We start from the raw sequence: 21350 nt of genomic DNA on the forward strand, positions 1-21350 counted from the left end.
AGAAAACCTGGGCACTGATTCTTGCAACCATCTGCCCCGGCGGGGGTCGGACTCGTGCAAGGTCCATTTCAATTTCTATACATACTTCATAGCCCTCAGCACTCAATAAAAGAAGAATTTACTTATCCCCAGTCAAATACCCAACCATAAAGCAACACAGCTCAGATAATCGAGGTAGAGGAATATGCAACATCTCGACCTGCTGGTAATTGATCAAGCACTGGAATGGGCGCGCGCCGGTCACTCGATCTGGTTGTGCACGGTGCTCTCTACTTATGGTTCAGCACCTCGCTCGCCAGGTGCCATGTTGGTTACCTGCGGTTCGGGAGAATACAAAGGTTCGCTGTCAGGTGGCTGTGTAGAGGAAGAGTTTTTAGCCAGTTTGGGGCGTGGCGAGTTTAGAGATATCGCACAGATCGTCCGCTACGGTGAAGGCATGGAAGAATGCCGTCGACTGCAGTTACCTTGCGGTGGAGTGTTGGTGGTGCTGGTTGAACATCGCGATCCGAACATTGATTGGCTGGAGCATCTTGAGGCTTTGCGAGCCGCATTAGTCGGTCAACGTCGCGTTTTGCGCAAGGTCAATTTGAATGGCGGTGCACTAGGACTCGAAGGAGGAATTGAGCATGGCAGCGAACGAGTACAATTTCTCGATGATTCGGTATGCATTCACATTGGCCCGGCTCTACGCCTGATACTGGCCGGCATATCTCCTGTAGCAGAAGTCTGTGCAGACATTGCAAAAGCGCTTGGTTGCGAGGTAATAGCATGCGACCCTCGGGAAGAAATGCTGCACATAAATCTTGATGGGGTGCAAATGCAGCGCGTCCTACCATCTCTTTTCAGGCTCTTCGCATTTAAGGGTGTAGCTGATTTCTAAACCCTCCTGACTTCAGCAAGCACCTGGCTATGTAATTGGTTAAATTTCTAAAGCCCAAGGCGGTACCTCGTAAGTGCTCAAGTCGCCCGTTGATAGCTTCTGTTGGACCGTTGCTGGTTCCTGGCCGGTCGAAGTAGGCAAGGATGCTCTCAGCGTATTTTTTCAGCGTTTCCCCCAAGCCTTTCACCTCGATGAGCGCTTTGGGCAAGTCGCTGGCTGTAATGATATTTATGACCTCTTCCATGAGTTTTTTACCACGTTTTCGATCCGGCTCGTTGTAGGCGCTGACCACCCGTTGGTACATGCTCCAGGTGCAATCCACTTCGAGGTGGTGCTCATCTGCAAACAGCTGGAACAGTTGCTTTTTGTTGGCGTCAGACAGGTAGCTGATCCGAGTCAGTAGCGTTCGACGGCTTTTGTAGAGCGGGTCATTTTTACGCCCTCTGCGGCCCAGGATGTCGTGTTGCACACGCCGGCGGCATTCATCCAGCATGTTGCTTGCCCAGCGCACGACATGGAAAGGATCCAGCACGGTTTGGGCTTGAGGCAGGGCTTCTTGCGCTGCAGATTTAAACCCCGTAAAACCGTCCATGGCAATGCTTTCGATCTGGTCACGCCACGATTTGGGGCGACTCTGTAGCCATTGCTTAAAGGCTTGTTTGGAGCGGCCTTCCAGCACATCGAGCAAGCGGGCCGGCCCGTTTTTGTTACGCACGGGCGTAAGGTCAACCACGATGGTGACGTACTTGTCACCACAGCGTGTATGTCGCCAAACATGCTCATCCACGCCCAGCACGGTCACACCGTCAAAACGTGTCGAGTCATTAAAAAGCAGGCGCCGTCCTTCGTTGATAATGGCATTATTAGCGGTGTGCCATGCAACATCAAGCTGGCTCGCAACACGAGATACCGACAGATGATCCAGCACGATGGCAGCTAATGCCCAGCGTATCGCCCCATATGAAAGCTTTGAACGTGGAGGTGCTGCACTGTTTGTATCTTCATGCCAGAAACAGCCGCAAGCACAACGCCAGCGACGGATACGCAGCAGCAATCTGGTTGGTCGTTGTCCGTAAGGTGTGTGAGCAAGATGCCTATCGACAGTACCGCGTGAAACACCAGCAGCCCCGCACTTGGGGCATGGCTCGGGTGCTTTGGTTAAACGACATTCGATGACGGCGCGCTCTGCACAAAGATGTTGTCCAGTGGCAGTCAGGCCGAGGTTATTCAGTTGGCAAAAGCTGGAAAGATCAGGGCTAGAAAAGGTAAGATTGTTCACGTCGGGGGCTTAGTTTTTGTTGGTGTGAGAGCTTACATTTTCTAAGATCCTCGACTCCTTTTCCAGCCGGTCAGATTTTTTCTACACCCTTAAATGCGAAGAGCCTCTTTTCATCGCTGCCGGTGGTTGCCACGCGGCAACTGCCGTTGTAGCCCTGACTCATGACCCTAGAATTGACGACCTGGCATTAATGGGGCTCTTCGCATTTAAGGGTGTAGCTGATTTCTAAACCCTCCTGACTTCAGCAAGCACCTGGCTATGTAATTGGTTAAATTTCTAAAGCCCAAGGCGGTACCTCGTAAGTGCTCAAGTCGCCCGTTGATAGCTTCTGTTGGACCGTTGCTGGTTCCTGGCCGGTCGAAGTAGGCAAGGATGCTCTCAGCGTATTTTTTCAGCGTTTCCCCCAAGCCTTTCACCTCGATGAGCGCTTTGGGCAAGTCGCTGGCTGTAATGATATTTATGACCTCTTCCATGAGTTTTTTACCACGTTTTCGATCCGGCTCGTTGTAGGCGCTGACCACCCGTTGGTACATGCTCCAGGTGCAATCCACTTCGAGGTGGTGCTCATCTGCAAACAGCTGGAACAGTTGCTTTTTGTTGGCGTCAGACAGGTAGCTGATCCGAGTCAGTAGCGTTCGACGGCTTTTGTAGAGCGGGTCATTTTTACGCCCTCTGCGGCCCAGGATGTCGTGTTGCACACGCCGGCGGCATTCATCCAGCATGTTGCTTGCCCAGCGCACGACATGGAAAGGATCCAGCACGGTTTGGGCTTGAGGCAGGGCTTCTTGCGCTGCAGATTTAAACCCCGTAAAACCGTCCATGGCAATGCTTTCGATCTGGTCACGCCACGATTTGGGGCGACTCTGTAGCCATTGCTTAAAGGCTTGTTTGGAGCGGCCTTCCAGCACATCGAGCAAGCGGGCCGGCCCGTTTTTGTTACGCACGGGCGTAAGGTCAACCACGATGGTGACGTACTTGTCACCACAGCGTGTATGTCGCCAAACATGCTCATCCACGCCCAGCACGGTCACACCGTCAAAACGTGTCGAGTCATTAAAAAGCAGGCGCCGTCCTTCGTTGATAATGGCATTATTAGCGGTGTGCCATGCAACATCAAGCTGGCTCGCAACACGAGATACCGACAGATGATCCAGCACGATGGCAGCTAATGCCCAGCGTATCGCCCCATATGAAAGCTTTGAACGTGGAGGTGCTGCACTGTTTGTATCTTCATGCCAGAAACAGCCGCAAGCACAACGCCAGCGACGGATACGCAGCAGCAATCTGGTTGGTCGTTGTCCGTAAGGTGTGTGAGCAAGATGCCTATCGACAGTACCGCGTGAAACACCAGCAGCCCCGCACTTGGGGCATGGCTCGGGTGCTTTGGTTAAACGACATTCGATGACGGCGCGCTCTGCACAAAGATGTTGTCCAGTGGCAGTCAGGCCGAGGTTATTCAGTTGGCAAAAGCTGGAAAGATCAGGGCTAGAAAAGGTAAGATTGTTCACGTCGGGGGCTTAGTTTTTGTTGGTGTGAGAGCTTACATTTTCTAAGATCCTCGACTCCTTTTCCAGCCGGTCAGATTTTTTCTACACCCTTAAATGCGAAGAGCCATTAATGGAGGCAGTGAATACACCTGCTTTCTACATAGGCGCAATGGGCTCAAATGCAACTTCAGCCAAGCGCGCCGAGCGTCTCAAACGCATTGGAGGTCTTTCCGACGAGCAGATAGATCGCCTACACATGCCGATCGGTCTCAATCTCGGCAGCAAGACACCGGCAGAAATCGCATTGGCGGTAATGGCAGATGTATTACGGGTTTATCGCGGAAAAGAGCGTCATGCCTTGTAATCAAGCCATCGTATAGATGCCGACAGTAGCCAAGCACCAGCCTCTTTACCAAGTAACAACTCGGCTTCCCCAAAGTGCGCTCAAGGGGGACGCCCCTGAATACTGCTCAGTTGGTGACGCTACTTGCCCTATCAAGCCTATGGATGGCTAACGGGGAGGTGCGCCTGTAAAACGCAGAAACCAGGCCCTCCCCCTGGCTTCATTGTAAATTATCCTCCGAAGGTTGGGATGCAGAGGGAATCAGGTCACCGATCAAACGCCTAGGCGTCGCAGAAGTTCTTCGGCACCGGCTGCTTGGCCAGCTCGCGCAGGGCGTTGGCCGCGGTGATATTCATCTCTTCATTGATACGGGTTACGCGAACTTCAATTGGCGGCAACGCTGAGATACCTCAGTTACACCGCAGGGAGTTCAAAGACCAAAACCTCGGCGCGTGGAGACATTGCACCAATCTGAGCTGGGATGGCTGTCGCCATCGCTAAAGCGTCGCCAGCGTTAAGTAAGAGTGGGGTCGTGAGTGGCGCATCGGCGATTATGGCGCCACGGATAACATGTAAATAAACACTGCGGGACTGTGAGGTTGGAAGAGGGAGAACATGGCCAGGAAGGAGCGTGGCAGCATGGATCATAGCGTCTTGGTCCACCGACAAACTTCCGTCCCGTCCATCAGGCGTTACCAGCGCTTGCCATTGTCCTATCCGTTGCTTCGTATCGAAGCGACGCTGTTCAACTGCAGGCTTGGCCCCAGCCGTCTGAGGCCGCAGCCATACCTGCAGATGATGATCTACCTCTGACAACGACGCGTTCATTTGGCTATGCCAAATTCCCGAACCGGCAGTCATTTTTTGCACATCCCCTGGATTGACGAAAGCACGGTTGCCGAGGCTGTCACGATGTTCGACGGCCCCTGACAACGGAATGATGAAGATTTCCATATCCTTGTGCGGGTGCATTTCGAAACCCATTCCCGGCTGTATGACATCTTCGTTCAGTGCCACCAGAGGGCCGAAGCCGTTGCGTTGCGGATCGTAGTAACTACCAAAGGAAAAGCGGCTCTTCGCATTTAAGGGTGTAGAAAAAATCTGACCGGCTGGAAAAGGAGTCGAGGATCTTAGAAAATGTAAGCTCTCACACCAACAAAAACTAAGCCCCCGACGTGAACAATCTTACCTTTTCTAGCCCTGATCTTTCCAGCTTTTGCCAACTGAATAACCTCGGCCTGACTGCCACTGGACAACATCTTTGTGCAGAGCGCGCCGTCATCGAATGTCGTTTAACCAAAGCACCCGAGCCATGCCCCAAGTGCGGGGCTGCTGGTGTTTCACGCGGTACTGTCGATAGGCATCTTGCTCACACACCTTACGGACAACGACCAACCAGATTGCTGCTGCGTATCCGTCGCTGGCGTTGTGCTTGCGGCTGTTTCTGGCATGAAGATACAAACAGTGCAGCACCTCCACGTTCAAAGCTTTCATATGGGGCGATACGCTGGGCATTAGCTGCCATCGTGCTGGATCATCTGTCGGTATCTCGTGTTGCGAGCCAGCTTGATGTTGCATGGCACACCGCTAATAATGCCATTATCAACGAAGGACGGCGCCTGCTTTTTAATGACTCGACACGTTTTGACGGTGTGACCGTGCTGGGCGTGGATGAGCATGTTTGGCGACATACACGCTGTGGTGACAAGTACGTCACCATCGTGGTTGACCTTACGCCCGTGCGTAACAAAAACGGGCCGGCCCGCTTGCTCGATGTGCTGGAAGGCCGCTCCAAACAAGCCTTTAAGCAATGGCTACAGAGTCGCCCCAAATCGTGGCGTGACCAGATCGAAAGCATTGCCATGGACGGTTTTACGGGGTTTAAATCTGCAGCGCAAGAAGCCCTGCCTCAAGCCCAAACCGTGCTGGATCCTTTCCATGTCGTGCGCTGGGCAAGCAACATGCTGGATGAATGCCGCCGGCGTGTGCAACACGACATCCTGGGCCGCAGAGGGCGTAAAAATGACCCGCTCTACAAAAGCCGTCGAACGCTACTGACTCGGATCAGCTACCTGTCTGACGCCAACAAAAAGCAACTGTTCCAGCTGTTTGCAGATGAGCACCACCTCGAAGTGGATTGCACCTGGAGCATGTACCAACGGGTGGTCAGCGCCTACAACGAGCCGGATCGAAAACGTGGTAAAAAACTCATGGAAGAGGTCATAAATATCATTACAGCCAGCGACTTGCCCAAAGCGCTCATCGAGGTGAAAGGCTTGGGGGAAACGCTGAAAAAATACGCTGAGAGCATCCTTGCCTACTTCGACCGGCCAGGAACCAGCAACGGTCCAACAGAAGCTATCAACGGGCGACTTGAGCACTTACGAGGTACCGCCTTGGGCTTTAGAAATTTAACCAATTACATAGCCAGGTGCTTGCTGAAGTCAGGAGGGTTTAGAAATCAGCTACACCCTTAAATGCGAAGAGCCGGAAAAGCTGAAGCGCGCATCCAGCCAGTCCAGTTTCAGCGCACCTCGGGATGCGTCCCGGCGTATGTCAAATCGAATCATTTCTCTGTTCCCACGCGGCGCAGTTAGGCCATTCGATGCATGACGCAATCGCGGTCAATGTAACGATGTTTTGCAACAGCCAAGAGATGCATTCCAATCAGCCCGAGGAAGATATAGGTAACGACGGTGTGCACATAACCGACCGTGGCACCAGTGGTTGCCCCAAGTGTGGGAAAGAACTTGGGCAATGGAACATCGAAGAATTTCACGCCGTAGCCATAGATGTCGGATGTTGCCCATCCTGTCAGAGGTGCTGCAAACATCATCGCGTAGAGCAGCCAGTGCCCGTAATGCGCTAACCGTTGCTCCCAGCGTGGCATGCTGATAGAGAGCGGCGGGACTTGGCTTAACCGCCGCACGATAAGCCGGATCAAGAACAGCGCGATGATCAATGCACCAATTGATTTGTGGAAGCTGTAGAAAGCCGCGCGTAGGGAATCTTTGGCGTCGAACTCGACCATTATGGCGCCGGAGACAAAGAGCGCCGTAATGCACAAAGCCATACTCCAGTGCAATGCGCGCATTGGTGCACGGTAGACGGATGTGTCGGCGGAGACAGTTTTCATCTATGGACTCTCAAGAATGGTTGGCGGGAGATGGCGACCTGTTGGTTATGGACGTCACTGCGGCCGGCGCCAGCTGACCAGCATGCCGCCAGCGGCGATGACCACTATGAATAGGTAAAGAGCGAGGTCATGGCGGTGCCGAGCTGAGGCATCACGAAATGGCCAGGCTATTTGGCATGGCGACACTGAGAACGCTGTACTTCGCCACGCGGTGGACACGTATTGTCGTGCGGGTCGACCGGCAATTAGCAGGATGCGCCCGCCCCCCCCGAGCGCCACCCAGAAAGTAAGCGCAATCGGCGACCATCCGGCTTTGTCGGCCAGTTGAGTAAGGCGTGACGTGGCCCCGAGCAAGATACTGGGCAGTACGAGCAGCAGCAGGGACTCGGTGAGGTGCCGCTTCGTGGTTACTACCGTAGGGAAGGAAGACATGGTGCGCCCTGAATTGATCAAGGAGCTAGTCTACGAACAGCCTCTATTGGAAAAAATACGCCAACTGGAACACAATTTATTCCATATAGGAAAAATTGGCGGGATGGGAAATTGGTCAATCTGCTGACCTTGCGCGCGTTCAGGCGCGTAGTGGAATCCACCAGCTTCACTCGTGCTAGCGAGATGTTGGACATCTCGCCAGGTAGCGTCAGCAAGCTCGTTGCCCAGCTCGAGCAGCACCTCGGCGCACGCCTACTGCAGCGCTCGACGCGCAAGATGAGCCTGACCGAAGCGGGGCGGATCTACTACGCGCACTGCGTTCGCGTGCTCGATGAGCTCGACCATGCCGAGCGCGCAGTACAACAACTGGTCGATGTGCCGCGAGGGACATTGCGCATCAGCGTACCAACATCGTTCGGCATCCTCTGGTTGAGCGAACGGCTGCCAGCATTCCTACGGCAATATCCAGAAATCCGCCTTGACGTAGTCGCGAACGACCATTACGTGGACCTGGTGGATGGCGGCTTCGACCTCGCGCTGCGCATCGGCAGGAAGCTTCAGGACTCCTCGCTAGTGGCCAAACCCCTCGTCGAGATTCCGCACGTGCTCGTCGCTAGCCCTGCGTACCTCAAGGCGGTCGGCATGCCACGCACGCCGGCAGACCTCACGCTGCATAACTGCCTGGTCTATACGCTGTCTCAAATGCCGGGCGAATGGGTATTCGGGGACGGAAAGTCGGCTGTGACCGTGCAGGTCCAGGGTAATTTACAGTGCAACAACAGCGTGATGCTGCGCGCGGCGCTGCTGCAGGGCGCTGGCATTACGCAGACGCCGCTGCCGGTGGTTGAGGACTTGTTGAAGTCCGGGCAGCTCGTGGCTTGCCTGGATGATTTGCGACCGCCACCGCATCTCCTGTTCGCGATGCTGCCGCAGCCGCGCGCGGTGTCGCCCAAAGTGCGCGCCTTTATCGACTTCATCGCGCAGCAACAGGGACGGGGGGCTTAGTTACCTGTAGATGCCGCAGCCGATGACGACATCGTCAACTTTCTGAAGTAGCTGGACTTGGCTTCGTCCACTTGAAACCAGTCGCTAAGGCCGAGCCACCATGACCACGCTAAACGGAATCGGCGACGGTGCAAGGAATGACGGATGCACACCAGCACCGACAAGGGTCCTGTGCGCTTGTTGTTGGTGACTGGGCGGGGATATTAAGCCCTCTTCGATATGGTGTCGGATATCTTTCGCTGCACCGGAGAACGTCGCCACTCTCCGTGGCGACGTTACCTAGACTGCTATCCAGGGTCTGTTTGAGGGAGGTCGCGAAACTTGAATTTCGCGAGAAGGAGGCGCCGATCCACGATTGTGCGCAATCCATTTCTCAGGGGGAGTGCAGGTGCTCACAATGCAGTGCGGCTCCGTCAGACGATGAAGTGCTTCACCATGCCATTCAATTCGTTGGCCAAACTGGCGAGCTCCCGAGTGGACGCCTGAGTCTGATTGGCGCCGGCAGAGGTTTCTGCTGAAACGTCCCGGATGTTTAGGAGGTTACTGTCCACCTCACGGGCAGCATAGGATTGCTCTTCGGTGGCGCTAGCAATGCTTAGGTTCCTGTCATTGATCTTAGTAATGGAGTCCGCGATAGCATTCAGCGTGACGCCGGCTTCGCGTGCTATTGCCAGCGTATCCCGGGTCTTGCCTTTACTGCTCTCCATGGCGCCGAGGGCACCTTGGCTGCCTTGCTTCACCGAACTGATGATCTCCTCGATCTGCATTGTTGATTCCTGCGTTCTCAGCGCTAGGGCCCGCACTTCGTCCGCCACGACGGCAAAACCGCGCCCACTTTCGCCGGCCCGGGCCGCTTCAATCGCGGCATTCAGGGCCAATAGATTGGTTTGCTCTGCGATGCCACGAATCACGTCCAGCACTGAACCGATGTCACCTATCTTGCCTGCCAGTACCTGCAGGGACTCTGAAGTGAGTTCGATATCGTCGGAAAGTGAGGTGATGGAGTCGACTGTCCGGGAGACGCCGACTAAGCCCTGCTGAGATTGCACTTCTGCAGACTGGGACGCCTCCGAAGCCGACGCGGCGCTGCGTGCCACGTCATCGATCGCCATGGTCAATTCGGTGACAGCAGCAGCGGCTAGGTCGATTTGCCCGCACTGGCGATTCAAGCCGCTAGTGGCATCCACTGTTGTGGCGTTCAGTTCCCTGGCGGTTGAATCCAATCGCTCGGCAGTAGCCTGAATGTGCTTGACTGTGCCGCGTAACCCCTCTTGCATACGCTGCAGTGCTTGCAGCAGGCGGGCCGCCTCATCTTTGCCGAGCACATTGATCGGCTGGCTCAAATCACCCTCGTTGATTCGCTCGGCGGCCGTAAGGGCTACTGTGAGTTGCTTGCACAAGCTAAGTGACATCCAGCAGGCGTAGCTACCACCGACCAGCAGCAGCACTAACAAGGCGATGGTCATGAGAATAATGTTTTGCCGGTTACTGTTGTTGCGAGCCTCCAATGCCTTATCGAGGGCCTCCTGTGCTTGCTGGTTAAGGGCAAAGAGGGCATCTGTAGCCTCGGTATAGGTGGCAACATATTCGCTGGCCGGATAGTTCAGCACACTTGTAGAGAGCAGTTGGGACTCGGTCAGTGACAACGCCTTCTTTATGCGGGGGTGCAGCTCCGCTAAGGACGGCTCCAACCAGGACCTGAAGCTAGGGGCAGTCTTGCTGACCTTGGCTAAAGCGCGTGCCATCTTGTCAAATCCCTCCAACGCTTGAGTGATTTGGTTGGTCAGTACCGCACGCTGCTCGGGGTGAATTTCGCCTAGCGCAAGGTGTTGCGCCCCCGTCGCGCGCAACTTCCCGAGTAGTTCGCTCGTCCGTGGTAATTCGACCAGGGCACCGGCGATCAGGTAATAGGTCTCGAAGACTGGATCTAGGGACAGCTCGAAATGGTCGAGCAGCAAATCCTCGATCTTCAAGCAGGCGTCGATAAGTTTGGAGTGCCGCGAGAGGCTTTGTGGCGTGTCGATGGTGGCCTGGTCGATCTGGCTGGTAAGACTATTCCATTGCTGCTTTACCTGTCGCAAGGCCGCCATAGTCTCAGGGGCGACCTGGGCCTCTTGCAGCGCGTTCTCGGTTTGTGAGAACGCACGGTCGACCTCTGCCTGATTTCCTTGCCTAGCCGCATCTAGCGTCCGATTGCCGCTCAAAACGGTGGATGATAGGTAGCTATGCTCTTGTAGCTTCTGAACGAGCAGGAGCAGTTCGTGTATCGGCTCCACGCCACGCGCTTCCTGGGCAGTCTGCCGGCCCTGATCCAAAGCTCCGAGCAAGTACAGGGTGGTCGGGGCGGCAATAAGGATTAGGGCTAATAGGCCGAGCAACGCGAACTTTCCGGGCAGAGATAGACGTTCAAGCGTTTCCAATTGTGGACTCCTGTCGCATGTTGGGGCCGAGCCAAGAAAATTGTCGACTGCTATGGTGGTGTGGCCTGTCCGCTCTTTCTGCAGCGGTTGTGGCCTTGTATGGACATGTGCAATGAGCGCAACGGCGGCAGGCTTCAGCCTCCACGAAGCGCTGAGCGCGGAAATATCACGTGCGATGGTTAGTACGCTGGTAACTTGGCTGTGCTCGTCGGCACGATGAATTCCAGCGAGTTTTCCACCAAAGTCCGGTGTTTCTGCTCTCTGAGTCGTAACAGTGTCCGGCGTCCGTGGGCTGGATACCGCGCAGTGAACAGTGGAGTGTCATCTCTTCGTCCATCTAGAAAATCCTGCCGCGTAGCCGTTGGAGTTCCGGATTGGCACGAACCAGATCACCCGTCAGGCAAGACCTCCAGTGATCGGTCAACGGAGGGCGAAGGCTCGGCGGAATGCGGGGCGACGAGCCCGTTCACCAGTCCCTCTCTACCGATGTCCAGCAAGGTCACGTAGTGCTCTCCTACCTTTGCCCTGCCAATAGTGCAGGCATGGCGAACCTGGCTTTCGATGGCCGCAGGAGGTTCGATGGCCGCCGGTGATATTTCCAACACAATTCCGACAACATCGACAGCGATGCCGATCACTTGCAAATGCTCTGAACTACGCAATTCAATAATGACGATGCGAGTGCGCGGCGCAATCTTGATTGGCTTCAGATCGAAGAGCGCTCCCAGGTCTATCACTGGCACCAGCATGCCGCGTAGCTTGATCGCCCGGCGGATCTTCAACGACACACCCGTATTAACGAAAAGTTGATCTGCCACGACGACGCTTACGACGCTTAGTGCATTGACTGCAAACGCCTCATTACCGAGAGCGAAGGTTAGGTAGCGCCAGGTTTCCCCCGTCACGCCCTGGGCTGTCATGGCAGGCGACGGGGCCAAAGCGGAATTGCTCAGGGCCAGTCTCTCCTTCGCCAGTAGCTGGGTGAGATAGCCCAGATTGCCCATGTTATCGGCAAGCTTGATCAGGGCCCCATCACACGTCGCGGCCATCGCATCAATGGTGGTATCGAGTGCCGTCTGGCCGGTCTGTGAGGTCGCTTCATCGCACGTATCAGCGTGCCCGGCGATGCTTATTCCAACCTTCGCAGCTGCCATCTGTTTGTCAGGGATAGACGACTCCATTGCGCTGGAGCCCTTCAGGTCCTGAATGTGGCAAGTACTATGGGGGACTCTGGGAGCATTATAGTTGGCGTCGTTCCGCGCTCTCTGAGCCTGGTGCAGTGCCGCAACAGAGACGTCGAGCCGCGCGACAACATCTCGCATGGTCCGCACTAGATTCTCGTGTTCGATTTCTGCATCCGGCTTGATTTTGGAGCGATGTCTGACTAGGTAACAACATCCAAGGACGGTAGTCATAGCCAATCCAAGTACAGCCGCTGTTAGCAACAGGGCCCAACGGCTGTGCATACCGAAATAAGGAAACTTGTACTCCACCGCGTCGAGAATGTGCTGCTGATTCTCGGCGAGGATCTGTCCAATTACAGTCAGGGAAAAATTCATCTCGTCATTCCTTGGCGCGCGCGAATCCGGCTTCCTGGGGCGTTGACTGTCTTTCGGCCGATGCGCATACGCTGCCTCGGCCTTCGTCATGGCTAGCGCGACCGCAGAAGCTCTACGAACAGGATTCGCCTTCCCCCCATCTCACCAGGCAAGCATCACCAGAAACAGCAATTGCCAAGGTTTCCGCTGTCGCATGTGCCGAAAGCGAGGGAGGGAAGTCAGTTGCGATACGAGGCGCGTCCTAATTGCCTCTCCGCTTAGCCGTTGAACACGTCGTCCACCGATTGCAGCGGATAGTGTTTCGGATAGGGCAAGGCCGCCACGGCGGAATCGAGAGCGGCCCTGGCCACGGCATCAGAGACGACGGTGATCAGACGCTTGTCCATCGGCTTCGGAATGATGTACTCACGCCCGAACTCCAGGGAGTCCACGCCGTAGGCCTCGCAGACGTCCTTCGGTACCGGCTGCTTGGTCAGGTCACGCAGGGCCAGGGCCGCAGCGATCTTCATCTCTTCGTTGATACAGGTGGCGCGCACGTCCAGGGCACCGCGGAAGATGAAGGGGAAGCCCAGCACGTTGTTGACCTGGTTCGGGTAGTCGGAACGACCGGTGGCCATTATCACGTCGCTGCGGGTCGCGTGGGCCAGCTCCGGCTTGATTTCCGGATCCGGGTTCGAGCAGGCAAATACGATCGGGTTGGCCGCCATGCGCTTGAGGCCTTCCGGGCTCAGCAGATTGGCACCGGACAGGCCGACGAACACGTCCGCGCCGTCGAGGGCTTCGGACAGGGTGCGCTTGTCGGTCTCGTGGGCGAACACGGCCTTGTACTGGTTCAGGTCGTCACGACCGGCGTGGATCACGCCCTTGCGGTCGATCATGAAGATGTTCTCGACCTTGGCACCCATGCTCACCAGCAGTTTCATGCAGGAGATGGCGGCGGCGCCGGCACCGAGGCAGACGATCTTGGCTTCGCCGAGGGTCTTGCCGGCGATTTCCAGGGCATTGAGCATGCCGGCGGCAGTCACAATGGCGGTGCCGTGCTGGTCATCGTGGAAAACCGGGATGTTGCACTGCTCGATCAGGATGCGCTCGATCTCGAAACACTCGGGCGCCTTGATGTCTTCGAGGTTGATGCCGCCGAAGGTGATGGAAATGCGCTTGACCGTGTCGATGAAGGCCTGCGGGCTTTCAGCGTCCACTTCGATGTCGAATACATCGATGCCAGCAAAGCGCTTGAACAGCACGCCCTTGCCTTCCATTACCGGCTTGGAGGCCAGCGGGCCGAGGTTGCCTAGGCCGAGAATTGCAGTGCCATCGGAAATGACCGCTACCAGGTTGCCCTTGCCGGTGTACTTGAAGGCCAGTTCCGGATCACGCGCGATTTCACGTACCGGCTCGGCGACGCCCGGGCTGTAGGCCAGCGACAGGTCGCGGGCGGTGGCAGTCGGCTTGGTCAGCTCGACGCTGAGTTTCCCGGGGCGAGGCTGGGCATGGTATTCAAGGGCTTCACCCTTAAGGTCAAGTATCTTTTCTATCTTACTCATTTCTTACACGCATCCTTCAAGTAATATAAAAAGCGCTCGCCCACTATAACCAGGAGCTAAACGCTCACCCTGCAAACACCTAAAGCGTAGAGCTCTTATTAGTCACTCCCCGCGTATATATTTTTGAAGATGATCAATCAGCTCCGCCTGCTCAGTTATAATATCTTTCACCAAATCCCCAATAGAAACCATGCCGATGACTCTGCCAGCCTCAACGACAGGCAGGTGGCGCATATGCCCACGAGACATCAACTGCAAACAGTGCTGGATAGTTTCACTTGGACTTACGGTAACCACTGGTGAACTCATTATGATACTGACGGGAGTTGCCGCTGAGGCGCGACCACAAAGCACCATTTTACGAGCATAGTCACGTTCACTAACGATGCCGACCAGTCTCTCCCCCTCTTGAACAATAAGTGCCCCGACGTCTTTTTCAGCCATACGACGGATTGCTTCAAACACAGAAGATTCAGGGTGAATTGAATAAATTAAAGACTGCGGCTTTCCAGCGAGCGTTTGTGCAATCGTTCTCATGAATTTTTCCAATAAAAATCGGCGGGCATTAGCGTTTGCCACAGCCAAAGCTAATAGCCATTCTTCTAATTGACTTAACAGTCTCATACGCCCAGATCCGGCAAGGGCTTTGATACACCTACATCGTTCGCTGATTACTCAGACGAAGTTCAAATTAACGATTAACCAGCTTGGCCGGCAGGGCGATGACCAGGAAACAGCTGAGGATCAGGCAGCCGGAGAAGAGCCACAGGGCGGCATGCGTGTTCCCCGAGAGATCGGTTGCCAGGCCCATCAGTGAGTTGCTCACCAGGCCTGCAATGTTGGCCAGCGAGCAGGCGAGCGCAAAACCGGTAGCGGCCGCGGTGCCCTTGAGGAAGGTGGCCGGCAAGCTGAAGAACACCGGCACGGCGCCGATGATCGCCGCCGAGGCGATGGCGAACAGGAGCACCGTCATCACCACGTTGTGGCTGAAGAACGTGCTGCTGGCCATGGCAATGGCACCGACGATAAAGGGCACGATGATGTGCCAGCGGCGCTCACGATGGCGGTCGGAACTGGCACCAATCAACAGCATGCCGAGCAACGCGGCGAGACTCGGAAGGGCCGTGAGCAGGCCAATGTCGAAGGTATCGGCAACCCCGGCGTCGCGGATGAAGGTCGGCATCCAGAAGCCCATGGCATAGGCACTGAGCAGAATGGAAAAGTCGATGCCACCGAGCATCCACACCTTCAGGTTGAAGAAGCCATCCTTGAAGCTGTGTTTGCTGCCCTTGCCTTCAGCATCATCAGCCGCCAGGTCACTGGCCAGCTGTGCCTTTTCGTCTGCCGACAGCCACTTAGCCTCCTCGAAGTGATTGGGCAGCGCCCAAAAGGTGAGGATACCGAGCAGCACACTGGGAATGGCTTCCAGCAGGAACAACCATTGCCAGCCCTGCAGGCCGTGAACTTGATGAAAGTGACTCATGATCCAGCCCGAGATCGGTCCGCCGATCACGCTGGACAACGGCAGGCCGATCATGAACAGAGCAATGATGCGACTACGCCGGTAGGTAGGAAACCACATGGTCAGGTAGTACAGCACGCCCGGCAGGAAGCCGGCCTCGGCGGCACCCAGCAGGAACCGCAAGATGTAGAACTGCGTAGTGGTGGTGACGAACATGGTGCAAGCCGAGAGCAAGCCCCAGGTGATCATGATCCGGGCGATCCAGATCTTGGCGCCCACGCGCTCAAGGATCAGGTTGCTGGGCACCTCGAAGATGATGTAGCCAACGAAGAAGAGTCCCGCCCCTAAGCCATAGGCCGCAGCGCTGAACTGCAAGTGCTCGAGCATTTGCAGCTTGGCGAAACCCACGTTGATACGGTCGAGGTAGGCGGCGAGGTAGCAGAAGCACAGGAAGGGGATGAGCCTCCACGTGATTTTGCGATAGAGCTCTTGAGTTCCGTGACGAGCCTCGCTCTGGCCCTTAGTTGCATTCGCAATGGGCATGATCCTGTCTCCTGGCGGTGACTTGTGTTTGCTTTAAGGCCAGCAGCTATCGACGCGCACGATGTGCCGCCAACTACGGGCGGCTTCCAAGGACAGCGCCAGAAAACCCCAAGAGTTCCTACAGGGCAGCCGCCCGGGAACCGGGCGGCAAATGGAGCGGGCCATCCCGCCCCGCTCCTTGTGTAGTGCCGTACTCAAACGGCCAGTCGCGCAAATTGCGCCATGGCTTCCTGCCGACTGACGACATCGCCGTACTTGCTATCGATGTCGAACAGATTGGCTTCATGGGGATCAGGGTGGCGGTCACCAACGCATTCTCGAACCACGATAGTGCGAAAACCATGCTGCACGGCATCCACCGCGCTGGCACGAATACAGCCACTCGTGGAACAACCGGCCAGCACGACGGTATCAACACCTTGAGCATGCAGCAGCGAAGCCAGGCTGGTTCCGAAGAAAGCGCTGGCATACTGCTTGCTGATTACCGGCTCGCCAGATCGCGGGACCACCGGCGCGCAGAACGCGGCCAAGGGATTGCTCTCCACCATGTCCTTCATCACCGGTGCTTTGCGCACCCAAACACCGCCATCGGCGAAGTGATCGGGCTGGTAGCGGATGTTGGTGTGCACTACGAGAATGCTTAGTTCACGAGCCAACTCCAGCAGACCAGCGGCCTGCTCCACCGCTGCCACCACACCCGGGGCATAGAGCGGAGCACCTGGAGTGGTATAGCCCTGCATGAAGTCAATCAGCAAAAGGGCCGGCTTACGACCGAAGCCGATACGTTGGCCCCAGACCCCCTGGTAGTTGTCGCTTGCGCTCTGCGAGATGCTCATGGCTGCCTCCTGATCAGTATGCGCCTGACAGCAGGGAGCCGGCACCGGGCACCACCGGCTCCAAGTCCAGCGCCTTGAGCATGGCATAAGTGGTGGCGATGGCAGCGGTAACTACCGGCTTCCCGGTCTGTGCCTCGACCTTCGCAACTGCCGGTAGCGATGGCATTTGCACGCAGGCGGAAAGCACCACGACGTCGACACCTTCGAGATTCATGCCAGCGACGATGCCAGGCAGGTTCTCCGGGTCATGGCGAGCCACTTCGAGGTTGTCCGGGATTTCCAGTGCACGCCAATCCTGGACTTCAAAGCCCTCTTCACGAATGTAATTCACCACCAGTTCTGTGAGCGGCTTCATGTAGGGCGCAACGATAGCGATGCGTTTGGCCTTCATCACCTTGAGAGCATCTACAAGGGCGCCGGCACTGGTGATCACTGGTGCAATACCATCGTTGTCGGCAGCCGCTTGGCGCAGTCGTTGTTCAGACTGGCGGTGGTAGCCCAGCCCCATGGACATGATGGCTACCAGACAGGCGTAGCCCAGCACGTCCACTTTTGCGTCAGACAGTTCGACGGCGCAGCGATCGGACTCGGCATCCATCGCAGCCAGCTCTTCCTTCTTTACCTGCTTCATACGCATACGGCTGGAGTGGAAGGTGAAGCGTTCAGGACGAATCGCCTGGCGAGCGGTGAGCATCGCTGGGATTTCGGTTTCCATGGTGGTGTTCGAGCTCGGGACAATCTGGCCGATGCGATACAGTTTGGTCATGGTTTCGTGCTCCTAAACAATGGGTTGGCCAAGGAAGTCTCCGAAGGCTGCAAAGAAGCCTTCGAGGTCGTCCCAGGGAATCATGTGGCCAGCGCTCTCTACGCGAGCAATTTGAACGCCTGGCTTAAGTTCGCGAATTTCTGCCTCGTCCACCGGCTGGATCACTCCTCCACGTCCGGCCACCATCAGCAGCACCGGCTGAGTGACGCTAGGCAGGTACTGATGGATATCCACTTGGTGGAAGTCTTCGAATGCACGCACTATCGCCGGCTCGAAACAGGTGTGAAGCCACTCGGCACGCAGTTGCAACTGCTCGCTGGTCCAAGTCGGGCAATACGCGCGCATGTCATCTGCGTTCATGCCGACCGTGGCCTGTCGGATGGAGTCGACATACCAAGGCAGTTTGCTCGGATATTCACGGCGCCCCGGCCCCGAGACTGGCGGGTCCACCAGTACCAGGCGTTGCAGGCCAGGAGCCCCCAAGGCGGCAGCGCGGATGGCGAAGCGCGCTCCCATCGAGTGTCCGACCAAGTGGTAGCTGGTTAGCCCAAGTGCTTCGGCAAAAGCAGGTATGTCCGCGGCACAGGTATCAGTGCCGTAGTCCAGGTCGGGCCCGCTAGAAGACAGACCACGTCCACGCACATCCAGCACATACGTATCGAAGTATTTCCCCAGGCGCTCGGCGACGAATCCCCAAGTGATAGCCGGGCTAGTGATGCCAGGCACAAGGATCAGCGCCTGGCCCTTCCCGCCATAACGCAGATAGTGCTGACGAATGCCGTTGGCGTTGACATTCCCCCCTTCGATGAAGGTGCTCATGCGGCTACCCCGCTCTTGAGCTCCTGGGCGTAGAGGTCGTAGCCGTAGACCCAGGCCGGGTCCTCCTGGGTGCGCAGGAAGGTGTTGGCGTTGGAGACCGCCTGCACGCGGGAGGCACGCTCCTTGCGGTTGGCCTCATACAGCTCGAAGGCCGTACGGTGGTCGGAGAGGCCGGTCGCCTGCAGGCAGCGGGTCAGCATGGCGGCGTCTTCGATGGCCATGCAGGCGCCTTGCGCCATGTGCGGCTTCATCGGGTGGCAGGCGTCGCCGAGCAGGACCAGGCGACCGCGGCTCCACAGCGGCAGCGGGTTGCGGTTGCGCAGCGGCCACTTGGTGATGGATTCGGTGGAGCGGATGAGGTTCTGCACCGTCGAGTGATAGCCCTCGAACGCCGCGAACATCTCTTCCTGGTTGCTGTCGACGAACGGCCCCTGGAAGTCCCAGGCCTCGTGCGGAACCCCGGTGACGAAGTAGTACTCGTCGCGCTTGCCGGTGGTGTAGTAGACCATCATGTGACGATCCTCGGTCCACCACTTCACGCAGTCCTCGAACACGTCGGAGAAGCGCGCCAGGTGCTCACCCCGGATCAGGGCACGGTGGGCCACCCAGCCGCTGTAGGTCGGGGCTTCGACACCCAGCAGCTCTTCGCGGATCTTCGAGTGGATGCCGTCGGCGCCGATGACGATATCGGCGGTAGTGCTAGTGCCGTCGGCGAAGTCCAGGCGCACCTGATCGCCCTCGTCGACGATTTTGGAAAGACGCTTGCCGAAGTGCACGGTGCCCGGCTGGATGCTGGAGATCTGCAGTTCATGCAGGTCGCCGCGGTGCACGGTGATGTAGGACGCGCCGTATTCGCGGCGGGCAAACTCGCCCAGCGGGATGCGCGACAGGTAGTCGCCGGTCACGCCATCGCGACTGAACCAGAAGTCCGGGTGGGAGCTCATCAGCTCCAGTTTCTGTTCCAGCCCCATGCGGCGGAAGATCTTCATCACGTTCGGGCCGATGTGAATGCCCGCGCCGAGCCGGGTGAATTCCGGAGCCTGCTCATAGACCTCGACATTGAATCCAGCCTGTTGCAGCAGCGTGGCGGCAGCTGCTCCGCCCAGACCCGCACCGACAATCGCGATTTTCTGCTTACCCCGCATGGGCACGCCTCCTCTTGTTTTGAGTGATTGCAAGCGGGCAAGCCCGCATGACAATTCAAGTGTATACGCTCTTTTTTTGGGATGGGAATAGGAGGCGAAAGAATTTTTCAAACAAACGAGCGAAACCACGACAAACGGCTAACAGGCTAGTCATGGCGCGGTCTGTGTGTGGATTCGTAACGAACGAAACCAGCTCTGCCGCCTTTCACATCGATGCGTTTCATTTCGATTTATTGGGCGTATACGCTATAAATGCATGCGAGGAGGAAGCGCAGCGCACTGCCCTGGCGCATCGGTTCACCCATGGGCGCCCGCGCCTTCTACGGTAACTTCCTGCTCTCCACCGGCCCGGACACCGAGGTAGGCGGCAAGCGCAAGACGCCCTGCCACATGGATATTCCGCTGCGTAACTGCGATATCGACCTCGACGACCAGTCCGTGGTGCTAGGCGGGGAGCGACGCGTCGACGGCCCACTAGCCCTCGGCCAAGGCTTGGTTATACTGGCCGGGCTCTCCAGTCGGGGGCCGCCAGTTCATCCAAACCTATTGCTCAACCCATTACATGTCTGAAGAAATCAATTTGGCGCCTGGCGGCGCCCCGCAACTCAACGCAGATTCGTACGATGTCACCGAGCAGATCGGCCACCTGCTGCGCAAGGCCTATCAGCGGCACACCGCGATCTTCCAGCAGAACGCCTGCGACCCCCAGCTGACCTCAATCCAGTTCGTTACCCTCTGCGCGCTGCGCGACCACGGTCCCAGCTCCCAGGCCGAACTGGTCAAGGCCACGGCGGTGGACCAGGCGACCATCCGCGGCATCGTCGAGCGTCTGAAGGCGCGCAACTTGGTCGCGCTGTCCCCCGATCAGGAGGACCGGCGCAAGGTCATTGTCGACCTCACCGCGGCCGGTAACGAGGTGCTCGACGCCATGACCCCCTGTGCCCGGCAAATAAGCGAACTGACCATGGACAGCCTCAATGCCGCCGAGCGCGTCGCCATCCTCTTCCTTCTGCGCAAGATGAATGAAAGCGAAGCCACAGCCAGTTGAGGTGGTTTTTTAGTAGGTCTAGCGGGCTCCAACCTCACGCGGCGCGGCTGATGCCACTTCTGGCCGAGGCTGCGTAAAAACGTTTTGAACGCCGAGCACTGATCGTTTTATGATCAATTTCGGCGTCTCCTTAACGAATTCTGATCATCTCATCCCGGCCAAATTCCAAGGATCTCGCGTAGCAATGCGCACGCTGACCTGGTGCGTCACGATCACCCGCACCGAATTGGTGTCCGCGACGTTGTCATCCAGGCACACCCATCCATCCCGAGATGAATTCAGCTGCTTATCTGGGACAGTAGTGCTCGTACCCAGCAATGGGCCGGGTGTTGCTGGGTACGCTCATGCCAGACCAGTAGCTTGCGAAAGCCTGGGATGGCCAGCGGCGGTTCCAGCACCTGCAGGCCGTCCCCGGGCCGTACCAGCCTGCGGGGAAGGACTGCGATCAGGTCACCGCTGCGCAAGACCTCCAGTAACATCAGGAAGCTGGGTACCGATAGCGACACGCGTCGTTCGCGGCCAAGTTCAGCCAGCGCCTCGTCGGTCACTCCGCGAAAGGCATCACCTGCCATCGAGACGATGGCGTGTTCTAGGGCACAGAAACGATCAAGATCCAGTTCGCTGGCGGCTGGGTGGGAGGCTCTCG

16 protein-coding genes and 6 pseudogenes are annotated in these 21350 nt (G+C 56.9%); 7 read left to right on the forward strand and 15 right to left on the reverse strand.

Features of this window, described 5'->3' with window-relative positions:
- Positions 1-184: 184 nt before the first annotated feature.
- Positions 185-844 (forward strand): annotated as a pseudogene (locus J5X93_RS27190) (XdhC family protein); the annotation flags it as partial.
- A 13-nt stretch (positions 845-857) separates the two neighbouring features.
- On the opposite strand, the gene J5X93_RS27195 reads toward J5X93_RS27190, so the two are convergent.
- A complete protein-coding gene (locus J5X93_RS27195) occupies positions 858-2159 on the reverse strand; it encodes an ISL3-like element IS1411 family transposase (protein ID WP_011920678.1) in 1302 nt (433 codons plus the stop codon).
- Between the two features lie 106 nt (positions 2160-2265).
- On the opposite strand from J5X93_RS27195, the pseudogene J5X93_RS27200 reads away from it, so the two are divergent.
- A pseudogene (locus tag J5X93_RS27200) lies at positions 2266-2352 on the forward strand (hypothetical protein); the annotation flags it as partial.
- A gap of 13 nt (positions 2353-2365) precedes the next feature.
- Here the strand turns inward: J5X93_RS27200 and J5X93_RS27205 are convergent.
- Positions 2366-3667 (reverse strand): ISL3-like element IS1411 family transposase, encoded by a 1302-nt coding sequence (locus J5X93_RS27205; protein ID WP_011920678.1) that lies wholly within the window; start codon positions 3665-3667, stop codon positions 2366-2368.
- Between the two features lie 106 nt (positions 3668-3773).
- On the opposite strand from J5X93_RS27205, the pseudogene J5X93_RS27210 reads away from it, so the two are divergent.
- A pseudogene (locus J5X93_RS27210) lies at positions 3774-4010 on the forward strand (XdhC family protein); the annotation flags it as partial.
- A 393-nt stretch (positions 4011-4403) separates the two neighbouring features.
- On the opposite strand, the gene J5X93_RS27220 reads toward J5X93_RS27210, so the two are convergent.
- Positions 4404-5090, reverse strand: coding sequence for a pirin family protein (locus J5X93_RS27220; protein ID WP_250035677.1), 687 nt, complete (start codon positions 5088-5090; stop codon positions 4404-4406).
- A 74-nt stretch (positions 5091-5164) separates the two neighbouring features.
- On the opposite strand from J5X93_RS27220, the gene J5X93_RS27225 reads away from it, so the two are divergent.
- The gene (locus J5X93_RS27225; protein WP_011920678.1) at positions 5165-6466 is read left to right on the forward strand and encodes an ISL3-like element IS1411 family transposase; all 1302 of its coding nucleotides are present in this window, start codon (positions 5165-5167) and stop codon (positions 6464-6466) included.
- A gap of 116 nt (positions 6467-6582) precedes the next feature.
- On the opposite strand, the gene J5X93_RS27230 is transcribed toward J5X93_RS27225, so the two are convergent.
- The gene (locus J5X93_RS27230) at positions 6583-7125 is read right to left on the reverse strand and encodes a cytochrome b (protein ID WP_250035568.1); all 543 of its coding nucleotides are present in this window, start codon (positions 7123-7125) and stop codon (positions 6583-6585) included.
- Positions 7126-7668: 543 nt separating this feature from the next.
- Between J5X93_RS27230 and J5X93_RS27235 the strand changes: the two genes are divergently transcribed.
- The gene (locus tag J5X93_RS27235) at positions 7669-8562 is read left to right on the forward strand and encodes a LysR family transcriptional regulator (RefSeq protein ID WP_250035561.1); all 894 of its coding nucleotides are present in this window, start codon (positions 7669-7671) and stop codon (positions 8560-8562) included.
- Between the two features lie 413 nt (positions 8563-8975).
- On the opposite strand, the gene J5X93_RS28680 is transcribed toward J5X93_RS27235, so the two are convergent.
- The 10 genes and pseudogenes from J5X93_RS28680 to J5X93_RS27280 form a co-directional block, all read right to left on the reverse strand.
- Positions 8976-9839 (reverse strand): methyl-accepting chemotaxis protein, encoded by an 864-nt coding sequence (locus tag J5X93_RS28680; protein ID WP_502942750.1) that lies wholly within the window; start codon positions 9837-9839, stop codon positions 8976-8978.
- Positions 9834-10652: pseudogene (locus J5X93_RS28685) on the reverse strand (HAMP domain-containing protein); the annotation flags it as partial. The pseudogene J5X93_RS28685 and the gene J5X93_RS28680, both read right to left, overlap by 6 nt.
- Before the next feature lie 719 nt (positions 10653-11371).
- The gene (locus J5X93_RS27245) at positions 11372-12541 is read right to left on the reverse strand and encodes a chemotaxis protein CheW (RefSeq protein ID WP_250035550.1); all 1170 of its coding nucleotides are present in this window, start codon (positions 12539-12541) and stop codon (positions 11372-11374) included.
- A 257-nt stretch (positions 12542-12798) separates the two neighbouring features.
- Positions 12799-14067 carry a malic enzyme-like NAD(P)-binding protein gene (locus J5X93_RS27250; RefSeq protein WP_250035661.1) on the reverse strand — a complete coding sequence of 423 codons (1269 nt, stop codon included), beginning with the start codon at positions 14065-14067 and terminating at the stop codon, positions 12799-12801.
- A gap of 120 nt (positions 14068-14187) precedes the next feature.
- Complete coding sequence (locus tag J5X93_RS27255; protein ID WP_250035645.1) at positions 14188-14622, reverse strand: CBS domain-containing protein; 435 nt, start codon at positions 14620-14622, stop codon at positions 14188-14190.
- A gap of 154 nt (positions 14623-14776) precedes the next feature.
- Positions 14777-16090, reverse strand: coding sequence for an MFS transporter (locus J5X93_RS27260; RefSeq protein WP_250035536.1), 1314 nt, complete (start codon positions 16088-16090; stop codon positions 14777-14779).
- Between the two features lie 194 nt (positions 16091-16284).
- The gene (locus J5X93_RS27265) at positions 16285-16926 is read right to left on the reverse strand and encodes an N-carbamoylsarcosine amidohydrolase (protein ID WP_250035523.1); all 642 of its coding nucleotides are present in this window, start codon (positions 16924-16926) and stop codon (positions 16285-16287) included.
- Between the two features lie 13 nt (positions 16927-16939).
- Positions 16940-17692 (reverse strand): maleate cis-trans isomerase family protein, encoded by a 753-nt coding sequence (locus J5X93_RS27270; RefSeq protein ID WP_250035513.1) that lies wholly within the window; start codon positions 17690-17692, stop codon positions 16940-16942.
- Between the two features lie 12 nt (positions 17693-17704).
- The gene (gene nicD, locus J5X93_RS27275; RefSeq protein WP_250035497.1) at positions 17705-18511 is read right to left on the reverse strand and encodes an N-formylmaleamate deformylase; all 807 of its coding nucleotides are present in this window, start codon (positions 18509-18511) and stop codon (positions 17705-17707) included.
- On the reverse strand, positions 18508-19656 hold the full coding sequence (locus tag J5X93_RS27280) for an FAD-dependent monooxygenase (RefSeq protein WP_250035473.1): 1149 nt from the start codon (positions 19654-19656) through the stop codon (positions 18508-18510). Before J5X93_RS27280 ends, nicD begins: the two co-directional genes overlap by 4 nt.
- 294 nt (positions 19657-19950) lie before the next feature.
- Here J5X93_RS27280 and J5X93_RS27285 point away from each other — a divergent pair.
- Positions 19951-20112 (forward strand): annotated as a pseudogene (locus J5X93_RS27285) (2,5-dihydroxypyridine 5,6-dioxygenase NicX family protein); the annotation flags it as partial.
- Positions 20113-20218: 106 nt separating this feature from the next.
- Positions 20219-20704: a MarR family winged helix-turn-helix transcriptional regulator gene (locus J5X93_RS27290; protein WP_250035462.1), complete on the forward strand. Its 486-nt coding sequence runs from the start codon at positions 20219-20221 to the stop codon at positions 20702-20704.
- 278 nt (positions 20705-20982) lie between these two features.
- On the opposite strand, the pseudogene J5X93_RS27295 reads toward J5X93_RS27290, so the two are convergent.
- Positions 20983-21348, reverse strand: a pseudogene (locus tag J5X93_RS27295) (LysR substrate-binding domain-containing protein); the annotation flags it as partial.
- Positions 21349-21350: the final 2 nt, after the last annotated feature.

This window comes from Pseudomonas sp. BYT-1 (assembly GCF_023611805.1).
Lineage (GTDB): Bacteria > Pseudomonadota > Gammaproteobacteria > Pseudomonadales > Pseudomonadaceae > Aquipseudomonas > Aquipseudomonas guariconensis.